This window comes from Bradyrhizobium sp. 142, assembly GCF_023074015.1.
Taxonomy (GTDB): Bacteria; Pseudomonadota; Alphaproteobacteria; order Rhizobiales; family Xanthobacteraceae; genus Bradyrhizobium.
In genome coordinates this window covers 1-15522 of record NZ_JADPKQ010000007.1, presented here as the reverse complement: position 1 = coordinate 15522, position 15522 = coordinate 1, and the positions used below count along the sequence as shown (strand labels likewise).

Genomic DNA, 15522 nt, shown 5'->3' with positions numbered 1-15522 from the left:
TATTCCGCCTTGATGTCGCCGCCCGCGATGTCCGCCGGAGTCACGGCGCACTCAAATCGTGCCGGACGAAGGGCCGCTCCGGAGAGCGGCCCTTCCGTGATCGGCTCACCAACCTCGCGTTCCGAAGCTGAAACCGATACTCGGGCCGCCGCCGTAATAGCCGTACCCGCGATCGTAGTAGCCGGGCCCGCCGTGGTAGCCGTAGCTCCGGCGCACGACATAGCTGTCGTCGTCGCCGCCGTAGTACCGCTGAACGTAGCGCGGTCCCCCGGTGCGGAAGCAGCGTCCGTACTCGTTGCAGACCAGGCGGACCTGGTCGACGTTGACCGCCTCGGCGGAGCCGACGTGCGTTGCGCCGAGGGGCGCTGCGGAAGCCGCGGAGGCGAGCAGCGTGGCGACGAATGCGCCTAGTGCGATGGTCTTCATGATAACTTCCTTTCTGTTTTGACGGAATCAATCGATCTCTTGGATGCGCGATGTTCCTGCGGCGGCGTACACGCAGGCCACGCACGTCGCGGTGACCGCCAAATCAATCCATCCGCGCGTCGCCCGTTCCATCGGCGTGTGGGTCGCCTATGAGCGACCGACCCATGTGTCCGGCGTGCAAGCACGGATGGCGCTGGCGCGCATTCCGCCCGGCGAACCGGCCGCAACTTCGAGCTGCTCCTTGGACGATTCCAATGTTGCATCATCGGCCGAAGGGGCCGTCGCGACGTCAAACGCGCTCCTTTGTAGGAACTGCCGGACGCGGCCAAGCTTCGGTCGGGGATCAGCGAAGGCGATGCTGATCGCCGCGAGTGCGGCGACAAGGATGGGTCCACAAGCCCTATTGAGGGAAGAAATTTTCGTGTGGTGAACAGGAGCCGCTGCGCGGCGAACGCGTTGGGCAGCATGCGTAGACGTTCGGTCGAGATCGGCGGTGAGTTCAGATGGGCAGTGATCCTGCTCCTCGTCCTCGGGATCTGCCTGGTCGAGGTGCGGCGAAGGCGCAGCACGTGAAGGGACGACTACGCCATCATGCGCGAGCTTGGCCGCTAGGCGCCGGTGGCCCTCGTCCTCGCCCCGAGTGGTCTTTTGCGGAGAAGGTCCTTTCCTGTCGCTCGCTACCGCCCTAATGTATGGCCTGAACATCGCGGCGGGCTGTTCTGAGCGAGGCGCCGATGTCCTCAAGAACGACGGGTTGTCCAGTCGCAACGTCCATTTCCTCGCATTCTCGCAACCTGAAGCAGGAACGACCATGCACGTGCCTCCGTTGTTTTGCATCGATGTCGCGAAGAGGGGGCCCCATCGGAGGCCGGGGCCGATTTCCGCCGGTGTTGGAGCTTTCGGACCGGCAAGCGGAGTTCGAGCATGGAGCTCACGAAGTTGGAGCGCGATTTCCTGCTGAGTCTGCTGGTCGGCTCTTGGATCAGCGCGCCGACGTTCGACCATGAGATCGTCTCGCGTGTCGTCGAACTCGGTCTGGTCGAGAGCGAACCGCTTCCGTCCGGAGAGATCGAGTATCGGATCACCGATGCCGGCCGGGCGGTGCTCGGCTGAGCGTCGGAGCCGGCCTATCGCCACATGGTGGGGGCCTCGCTCAAGGCTATCCGATCCGCCCGACCTGCTTGAGATTGACTACCGAGGTCTTGTCGCTGATGGCGGATTCCAGGAGCTTCGAGGCCACATGTGTCCGGGTGCTGGTTTCGTAGCGGGACACGGTTTCGCAGACCTCATCGAGGACGGCGCGCAAGAGCGCTGTCGTTTCGGCGTCGAACATGGAGATTTCCCCCTGCGATGGCCGCATGATGCATCAAGTCGTCCGCCGCCGGGATTCAAACAAGTTAAACGCTGCAAGAAAAAACTCGCCCGAAACCGGACTTCCCATGATGCAGGATGAGCGTAGCCCCGCCTTTGCGGGCTGGGGCGTGAGGGCGGAGCCACGCAGGCCACGCATTGGCGCGCGGCCTGACGCATCAACGGCACCGGACCGGTGTCGCTTCTCCCTACGGGAACACCTCCGGATTCGCGAATGTTGCAGACTCCGGCTCAGGACGTCGTATGCCCGTGCATCGCGACTTCGCGGTCTCCCTGGCGGCGGCGCGCAATGCCGACATCTTGGGAACGGGCGAGGTCTTCACCCGCAAGCTGGTGAAGGGCGAGATCGTGCCGATGAACAAGAAGGCGTGGGCGGCCAAGTTCAAGAAGTTTGCGCGGCTGGCCGGTGTCAACGAGCCGAAGAAGAACTGCCATGGCGTACGCAAGGCTCGCGCCGAAGTCGCGGCCTACTCGGAGTGCACGGAAGCGCAGATGATGGCGATGTTCGGCTGGCGCGATCACAAGATGCCGGCACTCTACATCGCCAAGGCGAACCGGGACAAGCCTGCGATCAGTGGGATGGAGAAGATCGAGGCCTACGATCAAATGGAGAACATCGCCGATCTGGCGATGCCGACCGACCAGAACAGAATAGTAACTTTCGAGAGTAACCGGCGGAAAAAGCCGTGAGATTTCAACGCCAAGTGTGGGGGTGGTGCGCTCGGAGGGACTCGAACCCCCACGATTTTACTCACTGCCACCTCAAGGCAGCGCGTCTACCAATTCCGCCACGAGCGCTTTGGGGATGCCGGCCTGAGGCTTGAAGGCCGACCGGATCAACGGCGCCGATCTAACAAATCCATCAGAGGGGTACAAGCCTGGAAAGGCCCCGAATTCCACAAGCTTGGGAAGAAAGTTCCGCTCCTCATGGCCGAGCTACCGGAGCCCGGGCCGCTACCGCGTGCCCGGCGTGCGCGGCAGCATCTGCTTGACCTCGACGGCGATCCGGTTGCGGTCGACCAGCACGACGCCGGAGGCCACCGGGAGGTTGTTCGCCAAAACCTTGACCTCGTCGGCCTCGGTTGCGTCAAGCTCGATGATGGCGCCGCGGGAAAGACGTAATACCTGATGAATCGGCATGGTGGTCGTCCCGAGGACGACCATGAGATCCACGGTGACTTTATCGAGAGTAGGCACTTCAGCACCACCGCAACTTGGGACTCTGCATTTGCACCTGCGATCATCACCACGTTATGGTTAGCCAATGGTTAATTCGCCTCAAGATCCCCGGCAACACCTCGATTTGACGTCGTTTTCCGCCTCCACTGGTGCGCCCGTGGAGTGGTGGATTTCCGACGCTCCGGTGCCCTACCCGGACGCCGTGGCCGCGATGGAGGCGCGCGTCGCAGCGATTGCGGCGGGCGAGGCCTCGGAGCTGGTCTGGCTGCTGGAGCACCCTGCGCTCTATACCTCCGGCACCTCCGGCAAGGCCTCCGACCTGCTCGATTCCCGCTTTCCGGTCTTTACCACCGGTCGCGGCGGGCAGCTCACCTATCACGGACCGGGCCAGCGGGTGGCTTATGTCATGCTCGATCTGAAGCGCCGCCGGCCGGATGTGCGGGCCTATGTCGCGAGCCTGGAGGAATTGATCCTGCGCACGCTCGCCGCCTTCAACGTGCGCGGCGAGCGACGCGAGGACCGGGTCGGCGTCTGGGTGAAACGGCCCGACAAGGGACCAGAGCACGAGGACAAGATCGCAGCCATCGGCGTGCGGCTGAAGCGCTGGGTCTCGTTCCACGGCATCGCCATCAACGTCGAGCCAGAGCTGAACCACTTCGCGGGGATCGTGCCCTGCGGCGTCACTGACGCCCGCTACGGCGTCACCTCGCTGGTCGATCTCGGCCAGCTCGTCACGATGGCCGATGTCGACGTCGCGCTCCGGCAGGCCTTTGAAGGGCTGTTCGGGCCGACCCGCGCGCTGGTGCCGGAAGCTGCGGTCTAGGCCTGTTCTCCGAAAGCGCGAATCGGCTACGCTCGCTTCCGGTGCCGCCCACGCCTCCCCCCTCCACCGGGAAAGCAGACGTCATGCCGGGCGACGAGATCATCGGACCGACTGTTCGAGCGCCAGGCATAAGGAGGGATTGCGCTTCAGCTCGCAATGGGAGGTTTTGACGATGAGATTGTCTGCGCCGATCTATCATCTGAAGCGAAAAGCAAAGCGCCTGTCGCGCGAGGCCGGTATTCCACTGCACGACGCGCTCGACCGCGTTGCTGCGACGGAAGGGTTTTCCGCCTGGAGTATGCTCGCGGCGAAAGCTGCGGCGATGATGCCGGCCAATCGGCTGTTTCCGCAATTCCGGCCGGGCGACTTGGTGCTGGTCGGCGCTCGCCCCGGTCAGGGCAAGACGCTGATGAGCCTCGAACTCGCCGTCGAAGCCATGCGGTCGGGCCATCGCGCCGCGTTCTTCTCGCTCGAATATAACGAGAAGGACGTCCTCGATCGCCTCCGCGCGATCGGCGTGGAGCCCGCACAGTTTGACAAACTGTTCGAGGTCGATTGCTCCGACGCCATCAGCGCCGATTACGTCGTCAAGCAGATGGCCCCGGCACCTCACGGCACGCTTGTCGTGATCGACTATCTGCAACTGCTCGACCAGCGGCGGGAAAACCCCGACCTCACCGTGCAGGTGCGCGCGCTGAAATCCTTCGCACGCGACAAGGGGCTGATCGTCGTCTTCATCTCGCAGATCGACCGCTCCTATGATCCCTCGATCAAGCCCTGCCCCGATATCAGCGACGTCAGGCTGCCGAACCCATTGGATCTGACGCTGTTCGACAAGACGTGCTTCCTGAACAATTCCGAAGTTCAGTTCCGCGCGGCGAGCTGACGATCACGGCTAACGGGCCGCGGGTGAGATGATTCACCTGCGGCTCGCTGCCTCATGCCGCCTGCAGCGAAGCCTCGAGCTTGCCAGCGATGTAACGGCGCTCCTGGGTCAGCCCGCCAAAACCGTAGGCGTCGCCCTTGACCTCATCGACATGCAGATAGGTCTCGGGATGCAGCGGGCCCAAAATCTCGGCCATGCGCTTGAACATGGCGGCGAGATAGGCCGCCTTCTCGTCCTTGGTGTTGGTGCCTTCGCTGACATGGATGTCGATCCAGTAGCTCGCCAGCTTCTGCTCGGCGAGGGACGTACCGCCTGCGAACCAGTCGCCGGCGTCGACCGGCTTGACGATGATGGCGGTGACCTTCGGATCCTTGTGCAGGATTTTTGCGGTGAGCTCGGACACGGCGCTGGCAATCTCGGCCTTCAGCACGGGGAGGTGGTGTAGGACACGGTGATCAGGGGCATGGTCGTTCTCCTCGGAACGTCGCGGGCTTATTTGCGCGGCGTCTTCAGGAAAGCTAGACCTTCCTCCTTCATTTTGATACATTATCTATTTTGGTATCAATGATAAATATTCAAAATGACGGCCACGCTCGACATCGCTACCGTCCAGGCCTTCCTGCTGGTTGCCGATCTCCGGAGTTTTACGCGCGCCGCCGAGGCGCTTGGCACGACGCAGGCGGCCGTCAGCCTGAAGCTGCAACGGCTGGAGGCGCTGCTGGGAAAACGGCTGGTCGAGCGCTCGCCGCGCGCGGTCCGGCTCACCTCCGACGGCGCAAATTTCCTTGATCGCGCCCAGGCCCTGATGGAGGCACACGACCGCGCGCTGTCGGGCGGGACATCAGCCGCGCAGTCGCTCTCGCTCGGCATTTCCGATCACGCCGCCAGCGCCGAACTCGTGCCGCTGCTCGAGCGCCTGCATGCGATGTCCTCGCAGCTCACACTCGCCGTCACCATCGGCTTTTCGCGCGAGATGCAGGACGCCTACGACGCCGGCCGGCTCGATGCGGTGATCGTCCGCCAGGAAGGCAGCCGCCGCGGCGGCGAGAGGCTTGCCGAAGATGAGTTTTGCTGGTTCGCCGCAAGACGCTTCGCTCTGCCGAAGGGCGAGCCGCTGCCGCTCGCGACCCTCGCTCCGCCCTGCGGCGTTCGTGCGATGGCCGTGCGCGCGCTCGACAAGGCCGGCGTCGCCTGGCGCGAACGCTTTGTCGGCGGCGGCGTCACCGCGGTGGTTGCGGCTGCACTTGCCGGACTCGCGGTTGCGCCCCTGGCGCGGCGGATCGCACCCGCGGGACTGATCGACATCGGACCGGCGCAGAAGCTGCCAAAACTCGGGAGCTCAAAGGTGATGCTGCATTCGAAAGTCAGCGATCCCGCCAAGCTGGCGGCCCTGCGTACCGTTGCGGCGACGTTTCGGAGCATGGCTTAGCGCTCGCAGCGAGCTCGAGCCGTCTCGCGACCTTCTTGCGGCTGCATACCGTCCGTGAGATTTGCCTAAAAATGCCCCAGAATGCGGGAACAATCTCTGTTTTACCGCGTTTGCACGGGTCGAGTCGGGGCCCGGGAATGGTGAGAAAGTCCAGTCAGCAGCGAGACTTGTTCGAGAGCGAACGCAGTTTCCGCCTGTTGGTTGAGGGGGTTGCCGACTACGCGCTGTACATGCTCGATCCCTCTGGGATCATCACGAGCTGGAACATCGGCGGAGAGCGCATCAAGGGCTATTTGCCCGAAGAGATCCTCGGCCAGCACTTTTCCCGGTTCTACACCGAAACCGACCGTGCAAACGGTAAGCCTGCCCGCGCGCTCGGTATTGCGCGGGAAAAGGGCCGTTATGAGGAAGAAGGCTGGCGCGTCCGCAAGGACGGTACCTTCTTCTGGGCAAGCGTGGTGATCGATCCGATCTATGAGGACGGCGAACTGGTCGGCTTCGCAAAGATCACACGCGACATCACCGAGCGTCGCAATACGCAGCTCGAGCTCGAGGCGATGCACAAGCAGCTCGCCGAGTCGCTGAAGTTCGATGCGCTCGGCCAGCTTACCGGCGGCGTCGCTCACGATTTCAACAACCTCCTGATGATCATCAGCGGTAGTCTTCACATCCTGAAGAAAGGAACCGAGGACGATGCCAAGCTTCGGCGCGCGATCTCCGCAATCGAGACAGCGACCAAGCGCGGCGCCGCGCTGACCAGCCAGCTTCTCACTTTCGCAAGGCGGCAGAGCGTCAATCCGCAGGCAATCGACTTTGCATCCCGCATCGCGGCGATCCGTGAGGTGCTCGACGCCGGCGTCGGCAGCTCGGTGCGTCTTGCTTTCGAGATCGACCGCGACGTCTGGTCGATCAAGGCCGACGTCACCGAGCTCGAAACCGCCCTGCTCAACCTCGTCATCAACGCCCGCGATGCCATTCCCGACGGCGGCACGGTGACGATCCGCGCGCGCAACGTCGTGCAGACCGAGCCGCCGCACGCCGGCGAATTCGTCAGGATAGAAGTCGCCGATACCGGGCTCGGCATTCCCACAGACGTGCTCGGCAAGATCTTCGAGCCGTTCTTCACGACCAAGCCGATCGGCAAGGGCACCGGCCTCGGCCTGTCCCAGGTGCACGGCTTCGCCCATCAGGCCGGCGGCACCGTGAAGGTCGCAAGCGAGCTCGGCAAGGGCACCACCTTCACCATCCTCCTGCCCCGCGGAGAGACCACGCCATCGCGCGAAACGGCGGAGGCGCGATCCTTCCAGGGCAGCGGCACGGTGCTGCTGGTGGAGGACAATCCGGACGTCGCCGTCGTCAGCATCGGCCTTTTGGAGCAGCTCGGCTATCAGGTGCGCCGAGTCGCCGATGCCGAGGCGGCATTGCGCGAGATCGAGAAGAACGGCGTCGACTTCGTGTTCACCGACATCGTGATGCCCGGCAAGATGGACGGGCTCAGCCTCGCCCATCGCTTGCGCGAGACCCGGCCCGGCCTGCCGATCCTGCTCGCCACCGGCTACAGCGAGGTCGCCGCACACGTCCGCGGCGATTTCCCAATCCTGCGCAAACCCTACGAGATCCACGAGCTGAGCGAGGCGATCGCAAAGTTGCCGCGGTGAAGCTTGCCTACTTCTGCTCCTCGTAAGAACGGGGCGAGGGAGCGCACCTACACCGTCGGCAGCACCGAAAACACTTCCCCTGCCCGGCGCAAGTTCAATTCATCGGCCCCGGCGGTTTCGCTGGTGACGCTGTCGACGCGCGAGGACGGCGGGCCGTGGCGGCACAGCGCGACCATGTCGGCGACATGATTCGGCGCGCCCGCGAACAGCGCCTCGACGCTACCGTCACGGCGATTGCGGACCCAGCCTTCGAGCCCGCACGTGGTGGCCTGGAATTCGACCCAGGCCCGGTAGCCGACGCCCTGCACGCGGCCGCGGATCGTGACCTGTAGGATCGCCCGGGTCACTTTTTCAATCCGAGCAAGCCGGCGCTGCGCGCCTTCACGTCGGCCTCACGCATGACACAGCTGATCAGATCGGGCGATGCGAGGCCCTTGAGCGCCTTCGGCGCCGTACCCTCGCGCAGCGCTTTCAGCGTCTCGTAGACGGCCTGCGTCGCAGCGGCGATGGGTGCATGGCCCTGGAGCGCGATGCGCACGCGCTGGCCGGCGAGATAGTCGAGCGCGTTCAATTCGTCCGGTGCGCCGCCGAGCACGATCGGCAGGCGCGTTGCCGCTGTGATCGCCGCGAGTTCGGCACGCGACGCGATGCCGGTGAAGAACAGCGCGTCGACGCCGCTTGCCTCATAGGCTTGGGCGCGGCGGATCGCATCCTCGATCGAGGTGATCGACGCTGCACCGGTGCGGCCCATGATGACGAGCGAGCGATCGCTGCGGCCGTCGAGCGCCGCCTTCATCTTGCCGACGCCTTCCTCGAGCGAGATCAGTTGCGTCTTCAGCTCGCCGAAGCCGGCCGGCAGGAGCGTGTCCTCGATGGTGAGGCCGGCCGCTCCCGCCGTCTCCAGCTCCTGCACCGTGCGGCGCACGTTGAGCGCATTGCCATAGCCGTGGTCGGCATCGACCAGCACCGGCAATTTCGCGGCGCGCGACATCCGCCGCATCTGCTCGGCAAGCTCGGTGAGCGTGATCAGGGTGATATCGGGATCGCCGAGCACCGCGAGCGAAGCCACCGAGCCGCCGAACATGCCGAGCGGAAAGCCGAGATCCTCGGCGATGCGCATCGAGATGGCATCGTACACCGAGCCGGGGCAGATGCAGGCCGAGCCCGACAGGATCGATCGCAGTTTTTCGCGGCGGGAACGGAAGGCCATGGGCTGTTTCTCTCTGGGACTTAAGGCGGCTGCCCCAAACTCCGTCATTGCGAGCGAAGCGAAGCAATCCAGAAATGCATCCGCGGAGACAGACTGGATTGCTTCGTCGCTAAGGGCTCCTCGCAATGACGGTGGCGCTTGCGGACAAACTGCACACCCGATTCACACCTTACGCAAACTCCAAAATCAACGCATCCACCGCAAGCGTTGCGCCTGCACTGGCGTGGATCTTCTTCACCGTGCCGTCCTGCTCGGCGCGCAGCACGTTCTGCATCTTCATGGCTTCGACCACAGCCAGGGTCTCGCCGGCCTTGACCTCCTGCCCTACGATCACCGCGATCGACACCACGAGGCCCGGCATCGGGCAGAGCAGCTTCTTGCCGGTGTCGGAGGCCGCGGTTACCGGCATCAGTCGGGCCGAGGCCGCTTCCGCTTCGGTCCAGACGTAGACCGGCAGCTCAACGCCCTGGTGCGCGAGACGGATGCCGTTGGCAATCGGGCGCGCCTGCACCGCGACCAACTGGTCATCGATGGTGCCCTGCCAGACCGGATCGCCCGGCTTCCAGGCCGATTGCAACAGATGCGCATTGCCGGGTTTGCCATCGGTATCGATGAAGCGCACCGTGATGGCCTCGCCCTCGCGTGCGACCTCGAGCAGGATCTCCTGGCGATCGAGCCAGACCGCGCGGCGGCGCTCGCGTTGCACGACGCGGCCGCCCATCTGTCCGGAGATCTGCCGCTTGCGCTCCCCGAGCACGTGATCGATGGCGGCGCCGACCGCAGCGATCCGCCGCGCGACCTCGCCTTCCGGCGCGCGCACAGCAAATCCCCTGGGAAATTCCTCGGCGATGAAGCCGGTCGAGAGCCGGCCCTCGCGCCAGCGCGGATGATGCATCAAGGCCGAGAGGAACGGGATGTTGTGGCGGATACCGTCGACATAGAACGAATCCAGCGCGGTCGCCTGGGCCTCGATTGCCGCAGCGCGCGACGGCGCATGCGTGACCAGCTTGGCGAGCATCGGATCGTAATGGATCGAGATTTCGCCGCCCTCCTGCACGCCGGTGTCGTTGCGCACGGTGATGCCGTCCTTGCTGGCTTCAGCGGGCGGGCGATACTTCACGAGACGGCCGATCGAAGGTAGGAAATTGCGGAACGGATCCTCGGCGTAGAGCCGCGACTCCACCGCCCAGCCCGTGAGCGTGACGTCCTTTTGCGTGATGCCGAGCTTCTCGCCGGCGGCAACGCGGATCATCTGCTCGACGAGGTCAACGCCGGTGACGAGCTCGGTGACGGGATGCTCGACCTGGAGGCGCGTGTTCATCTCCAGAAAGTAGAAACTCTTGTCCTGGCCGGCGACGAATTCGACGGTGCCGGCGGAGTCGTAGTTCACGGCCTTGGCCAGCGCGACCGCCTGCTCGCCCATCGTGCGGCGCGTGGCCTCATCGAGCAGCGGCGACGGCGCCTCCTCGATGATCTTCTGGTTGCGGCGCTGGATCGAGCATTCGCGCTCGCCGAGATGAATGACGTTGCCGTGCTTGTCGCCCAGCACCTGGATCTCGATATGGCGGGGATCGACGATGAACTTTTCGACGAAGACGCGGTCGTCGCCGAACGAGGCCTTGGCTTCGGCCTTGGCGAGCTTGAACCCCTCGGCGACCTCTGCCCTCGAATGCGCGATGCGCATGCCTTTGCCGCCGCCGCCGGCAGAGGCCTTGATCATCACGGGATAGCCGATCTCGTCGGAGATCCTCACCGCATGCTTGTCGTCCTCGATGACGCCGAGATGGCCGGGCACGGTCGAGACCTTTGCCTTGGCCGCAGCTTTCTTGGATTCGATCTTGTCGCCCATCGCCGCGATCGCACCTGGATTGGGGCCGATAAAGACGATGCCGGCAGCTTCCAACGCGCGCGGGAATGCTTCGCGTTCGGACAGGAAGCCGTAGCCGGGATGGACGGCCTCTGCGCCAGTCTTGCGGCAGGCGTCGACGATCTTCTCCATCACCAGGTAGCTTTCGGCCGCCGCGGGCGGACCGATCAGGACGGCCTCGTCGGCCATCTCGACATGGAGGGCGTCGCGGTCGGCCTCGGAATAGACCGCAACCGTCTGAACTCCCATGCGGCGAGCGGTCTTGATGACCCGGCAGGCGATTTCGCCGCGATTGGCGATCAGAATGCGTTTGAACATGCTTTTCTTGAGTCTCGACCTTGGGCGGGACCCCTCCCTGGCCGTTGGGGCCTACGGGACGGGCCGTGTGGCTCCCGTGGTACATCAAAATAAGCTGGAGGCAACGGTCTAAATCCGCGCCGCTGGCGTACCAGACAGGGCCAAATTCGAGCCTCGCGGCGCCCGCGAGCCTTCTACTGCCCCCTGACCTCGGACTGGGCCTTGGTCTCGGCCTTGAACGTGGCCTTGGACTTTGACTCGGCTTTGGCTGCGTCCCGGACCAGGCCGTGAATGAAGCCCAGTTTCGCGACCACCGCGGGCGACAGGATGAAAGGATAGAGGTCGCGCAGCCCCATCGCGCGGTTGACGCTGTTCATGGCGAAGGTGAAGGGCAGCCATGCATTGACCAGCGCCTCGACGTCGCGAGCCTCGTGGGGGTTGAAACGGATGCGGGTCGATAACTCTCCATCGCGGTCAACCTTGGGGCGCACCTCCATGCCGAACTCGGATGCCATCTCCAGGGTGTCGACGATGTGGAGATAGTGCGCCCAGGTCTCGGCAAAGTCCTCCCACGGGTGCGTGGTAGCGTAAGCCGAGACGTAGTTCTGGTGCCAGTCCGGCGGGGCACCTTCTGCGTAATGGAGCCGCAAGGCCTGGCCGTAGTCGGCAGAATCGTCGCCGAACACCGCACGGCATTCTTCCAGCCTGCCGCCTTCGCTCACCAGCACGTCCCAGAAGTAGTGCCCGACCTCATGGCGGAAATGCCCGAGCAGCGTGCGGTACGGCTCGCCCATCTCGAGCCTACGCCGCTCGCGCTCGATGTCGTCGGCTTCGGTGAGCGCGATCGTGATCAGGCCGTTGTCATGGCCGGTCATGATCCTCTGCCCGCCGTTCGGATCGTCAGCGAGGAAGTTGAAGATCAGGCCATGCTCGGGATTGTCCTGCCGGGTCTGGAGCGGCAGCTTCCAGTGGATCAGGGAATAGAACAGCCGGTGCTTCGCCACCTCCAGCTCGCGCCAGCCGGCGAGCTGCGCCGGGTCGGACAGATCGGGCACGATGCCGTTGTGGCGGCAGGCGCGACAATAGCCGGTGGTGTCGCCTGCCTCCGTCAGCCAATTGCAGGCATCGAACGCGGCATTGCGGCACAGCATCCGGCTTGCGCCCTCGTCGGCCAGCGTCTTCCAGACCTCGCCGTCGGGCTCGATCGCCGACATCATCTCCTTTTCCGGCAGGAAGGCGACCCGATGACCGCAGCGTTCGCAGGCGCGGTTCTCGAAATAGAGGACATTGCCGCAGGCCTGGCAGACAAAGAGCTTCAAGATTTAGCCTCTTCGGAAAGGGAGTCCGGTGACCAGGAGCCGTGGCGCCTCGCAAAGACGCGCCCACAGGCTCATCGTTCCAACGTTCGGAACAAATAGCCGGACCCCGGCGTTCGTTCATATCCGCCACCGGCGCCTTTCCCTGCCTATTCCGTTCTAAGCAATGGCCATCACGCTTCGTCTGTGTGAATATCGGTCCGGCACGTGCGCCCCCGCATGACAACGGCCGACGCCTTGAACCATCCTTTGCCCGAGACCATCGCCGCCGAAAGGCTGCGCCAGCACCTCGAAGAGATCGCGCGCGAGCGCGACAATGCCTATCGTGCGCTCCAGGAGCGCGAGGCCGAGCTCGCGCGCATCCAGCGCATTGGCAAGGTCGGCGGGTTCGAGATCAACTTCCGCGAAGGATTCAAGAACCGCCGTTCGCCCGAATATCTGATGCTCCATGGGCTGCCTCCCGAGGCCTCCGACGAGACGCACGAGGACTGGGTCAACCGCATCCATCCCGACGACCGCGACGACACGGTGAAGCACTTCTTCGATGCGCTGTCCGGGACCAGCGAAGACTACACCGCCGAATACCGCATCATCCGCCCCAGTGACGCCGAGACCCGCTGGATCCGCGTCGTGGCCAAGATCGAGCGCGACAAGAGCGGCCGCGCCATTCGCTTCGTTGGCGCCCACATCGACATCACCGACCAGATGCTCGTGCGCGAGACGCTGCGCGAGAGCGAGGAGCGCTTCCGCCTGATCGCCGACAGCGCGCCGGTGCCGATCTGGGTGACCAAGCTCGACCGCACACGCTCCTTCGCCAACCAGGCCTATGTCGATTTCGTCGGCCTGCCCTACGATCAGGCCATCACCTTCGACTGGCGCAAGGTGCTGCACCCGGACGACCTGCCGCATGTGCTGCAGCAATCCGTCCAGGGCGAAGCGTCGCTCAAGCCTTTCGTGCTGGAAGCGCGCTACAGGAACGCCAGCGGCGAATGGCGCTGGCTGCGCTCGGAATCGCAGCCACGCTGGGATCCGACCGGCAAGCACATCGGCTTCATCGGCGTTGCCCACGACATCACCGCCGCCAAGCAGGCCGAGATCGAGCTCCGGCAACTCAACGAAACCCTGGAAGAGCGCATCACTGAGCGCACCGCCGAGCTCGAATCCAACGAGGCCCGGCTGCGCGCGATCCTGGAGACCAGCAACCAGTATCAGGGGCTGGTCAATCTCAGGGGTGAGCTGCTCTACGCCAACAAGACCGCGCTCGATGGCATCCGCACCGAAGCACGCGACGTCATCGGCAGGCCATTCTGGGACACGCCTTGGTTCAGCACCACCGAAGGCATGAACGCCGTGGTGCGCGAGGCCTTCGACACCGTGCTGAGGGGCGAAGCGGTACGGATGGAGATGCGCCTGCACCTGCCGATCGGCGAGCGCGACTTCGACTTCGGTATGCGCCCCGTGCTCGACCGGCACGGCAACATCACCGGCGCCGTGCCGGAGGCCGTCGACATCACGGAGCGCCGCCGCGGCGAGGAAGCGCTGCGGCAGTCGCAGAAGATGGAGGCGATCGGCCAGCTCACCGGCGGCGTCGCGCACGACTTCAACAACCTCCTCACCATCATCCGCTCGGCCACCGACTTCCTGCGGCGGCGCGAGCTGCCGGAGGAGCGGCGCCGCCGCTACGTCGACGCCATCTCAGAGACCGTCGAGCGCGCTTCCAAGCTGACGGCGCAGCTGCTGGCCTTCGCGCGCCGGCAGCCGCTGAAGCCGCAGATCTTCAACGTCGGCAGCCAGGTCGAGGGCGTCGCCCAACTGGTCCGGCCGCTGGTCGGCGGCCTCATCGAGATCGCGGTGCAGGTGCACGATGCCGACTGCTTCACGGTGGCCGACATCGCCCAGTTCGAGACCGCGCTGATCAACCTCGCCGTCAACGCCCGCGACGCGATGAACGATGAAGGACGACTGACCATCGCGGTGCGGAAAGTTCAGGGCATTCCGAGCCGGCGCGCGCAATCGGCGCGCGGCGGCGAGTATGTCGCGATCTCCGTCGCCGACACCGGCAGCGGCATCGCGCCCGAGAACATCGACGCCATCTTCGAGCCGTTCTTCACCACCAAGGAGGTCGGCAAGGGCACCGGCCTCGGCCTGAGCCAGGCATTTGGCTTCGTCAAACAGTCCGAGGGCGACATCGCGGTGACGAGCGCGCCAGGACAAGGCGCCACCTTCACCATCTATCTGCCGCGGGCGCAGAGCCCTGCCAGCGATAAGGAAGCCGCGGCATTGACCAGCGAGGCGGCAACGACCGGGCGCGGCTATCGCGTGCTCGTGGTCGAGGACAACGACGACGTCGGTCTGTTCTCGACGGCGTTGCTGGAGGACCTCGGCTACATCGTCCGCCGCGTCGCCAACGCCGATGCCGCGTTGGCGATCCTCGGCGAGAACGAGTTCGCCGTCGATCTCGTCTTCTCCGACGTCATCATGCCCGGCATGAACGGCGTCGAGCTCGCCGGCATCATCCGCGAGCGCTATCCGGGCTTGCCCGTCGTGCTCACCAGTGGCTACAGCAACGTGCTCGCCGAGAACGCGCATCGCGGCTTCGAGCTGATCCAGAAGCCCTATTCGGTCGAGTCGCTCTCGCGCATCCTGCGCAAGGCGATCACGGAGAAGCTGTCGGGGGCGCGGTGAGGGTGAAGTTCGCGAAGGGTCGCCACAGGCGCTGTCATTGCGAGCGCAGCGGTCGCGGGAGGGACGCTCATTGCTGAGCGCCCCCCACCGCTCCTTGCGCCGTCCCCTGATCACCGACCCTGACCGTACCTTCTTCGAGCACGCCCGCCTTGAGCCATTTCTGGATCAGGCGGATGATGCGCGGGTCGCCGATCCGGTGCTCGACGAAGCGGGTGAGCCATTGCTGGTCCACCGTGTCGAAGAACGAGCGGATGTCGGCGTCGACGATGAAGTTCACCTTGCGGTGTTCGATTCCGACCGCCAGCGCATCCATCGCGTCGTGCGCGGAGCGCCCGGGTCGGAACCCGTACGAGAACCCGAGGAAGTCCTCCTCGT

14 protein-coding genes, 1 tRNA gene and 2 pseudogenes are annotated in these 15522 nt (G+C 64.7%); 7 read left to right on the top strand and 10 right to left on the bottom strand.

What is annotated here, in order from left to right:
* Positions 1-105: 105 nt before the first annotated feature.
* The gene (locus IVA82_RS00800; protein ID WP_247385608.1) at positions 106-426 is read right to left on the bottom strand and encodes a hypothetical protein; all 321 of its coding nucleotides are present in this window, start codon (positions 424-426) and stop codon (positions 106-108) included.
* A gap of 924 nt (positions 427-1350) precedes the next feature.
* On the opposite strand from IVA82_RS00800, the gene IVA82_RS00795 reads away from it, so the two are divergent.
* Positions 1351-1539, top strand: coding sequence for a hypothetical protein (locus IVA82_RS00795; RefSeq protein WP_247385606.1), 189 nt, complete (start codon positions 1351-1353; stop codon positions 1537-1539).
* Between the two features lie 46 nt (positions 1540-1585).
* On the opposite strand, the gene IVA82_RS00790 is transcribed toward IVA82_RS00795, so the two are convergent.
* Entirely contained in the window at positions 1586-1759 is a 174-nt protein-coding gene (locus tag IVA82_RS00790) for a hypothetical protein (RefSeq protein ID WP_346658738.1), read from the bottom strand.
* Positions 1760-2040: 281 nt separating this feature from the next.
* On the opposite strand from IVA82_RS00790, the gene IVA82_RS00785 reads away from it, so the two are divergent.
* Positions 2041-2487, top strand: a complete 447-nt coding sequence (locus IVA82_RS00785) for a hypothetical protein (RefSeq protein ID WP_247385605.1) — start codon at positions 2041-2043, stop codon at positions 2485-2487.
* Positions 2488-2510: 23 nt separating this feature from the next.
* Here IVA82_RS00785 and IVA82_RS00780 read toward each other — a convergent pair.
* Together IVA82_RS00780 and IVA82_RS00775 are read right to left on the bottom strand one after the other, a co-directional pair.
* Positions 2511-2595, bottom strand: a tRNA-Leu gene (locus IVA82_RS00780).
* 156 nt (positions 2596-2751) lie between these two features.
* Positions 2752-2994 (bottom strand): FliM/FliN family flagellar motor switch protein, encoded by a 243-nt coding sequence (locus tag IVA82_RS00775; RefSeq protein ID WP_011088012.1) that lies wholly within the window; start codon positions 2992-2994, stop codon positions 2752-2754.
* Positions 2995-3061: 67 nt separating this feature from the next.
* Here IVA82_RS00775 and lipB point away from each other — a divergent pair, with 67 nt between their 5' ends.
* Positions 3062-3799 (top strand): lipoyl(octanoyl) transferase LipB, encoded by a 738-nt coding sequence (lipB, locus tag IVA82_RS00770; RefSeq protein ID WP_247385603.1) that lies wholly within the window; start codon positions 3062-3064, stop codon positions 3797-3799.
* Positions 3800-3971: 172 nt separating this feature from the next.
* A complete protein-coding gene (locus tag IVA82_RS00765; protein ID WP_247385602.1) occupies positions 3972-4685 on the top strand; it encodes a DNA helicase in 714 nt (237 codons plus the stop codon).
* Between the two features lie 52 nt (positions 4686-4737).
* Here the strand turns inward: IVA82_RS00765 and IVA82_RS00760 are convergent.
* Positions 4738-5150 (bottom strand): annotated as a pseudogene (locus tag IVA82_RS00760) (4-oxalocrotonate tautomerase family protein).
* A gap of 115 nt (positions 5151-5265) precedes the next feature.
* Here IVA82_RS00760 and IVA82_RS00755 point away from each other — a divergent pair.
* Positions 5266-6114 carry a LysR substrate-binding domain-containing protein gene (locus tag IVA82_RS00755; protein WP_247385600.1) on the top strand — a complete coding sequence of 283 codons (849 nt, stop codon included), beginning with the start codon at positions 5266-5268 and terminating at the stop codon, positions 6112-6114.
* A 137-nt stretch (positions 6115-6251) separates the two neighbouring features.
* Positions 6252-7772, top strand: coding sequence for a PAS domain-containing sensor histidine kinase (locus tag IVA82_RS00750; RefSeq protein WP_247385599.1), 1521 nt, complete (start codon positions 6252-6254; stop codon positions 7770-7772).
* A gap of 47 nt (positions 7773-7819) precedes the next feature.
* On the opposite strand, the gene IVA82_RS00745 is transcribed toward IVA82_RS00750, so the two are convergent.
* The 4 genes from IVA82_RS00745 to IVA82_RS00730 form a co-directional block, all read right to left on the bottom strand.
* Positions 7820-8119, bottom strand: coding sequence for an acylphosphatase (locus IVA82_RS00745; RefSeq protein ID WP_247385598.1), 300 nt, complete (start codon positions 8117-8119; stop codon positions 7820-7822).
* Positions 8116-8982, bottom strand: a complete 867-nt coding sequence (locus IVA82_RS00740) for an isocitrate lyase/PEP mutase family protein (protein WP_247385596.1) — start codon at positions 8980-8982, stop codon at positions 8116-8118. Before IVA82_RS00740 ends, IVA82_RS00745 begins: the two co-directional genes overlap by 4 nt.
* A 169-nt stretch (positions 8983-9151) precedes the next feature.
* Positions 9152-11167, bottom strand: coding sequence for an acetyl/propionyl/methylcrotonyl-CoA carboxylase subunit alpha (locus IVA82_RS00735; RefSeq protein ID WP_247385595.1), 2016 nt, complete (start codon positions 11165-11167; stop codon positions 9152-9154).
* A 173-nt stretch (positions 11168-11340) separates the two neighbouring features.
* Entirely contained in the window at positions 11341-12465 is a 1125-nt protein-coding gene (locus IVA82_RS00730; RefSeq protein WP_247385594.1) for a putative zinc-binding peptidase, read from the bottom strand.
* A gap of 204 nt (positions 12466-12669) precedes the next feature.
* On the opposite strand from IVA82_RS00730, the gene IVA82_RS00725 reads away from it, so the two are divergent.
* Positions 12670-15147 (top strand): PAS domain S-box protein, encoded by a 2478-nt coding sequence (locus IVA82_RS00725; RefSeq protein ID WP_247385593.1) that lies wholly within the window; start codon positions 12670-12672, stop codon positions 15145-15147.
* Between the two features lie 85 nt (positions 15148-15232).
* On the opposite strand, the pseudogene IVA82_RS00720 reads toward IVA82_RS00725, so the two are convergent.
* A pseudogene (locus IVA82_RS00720) lies at positions 15233-15522 on the bottom strand (reverse transcriptase domain-containing protein); the annotation flags it as partial.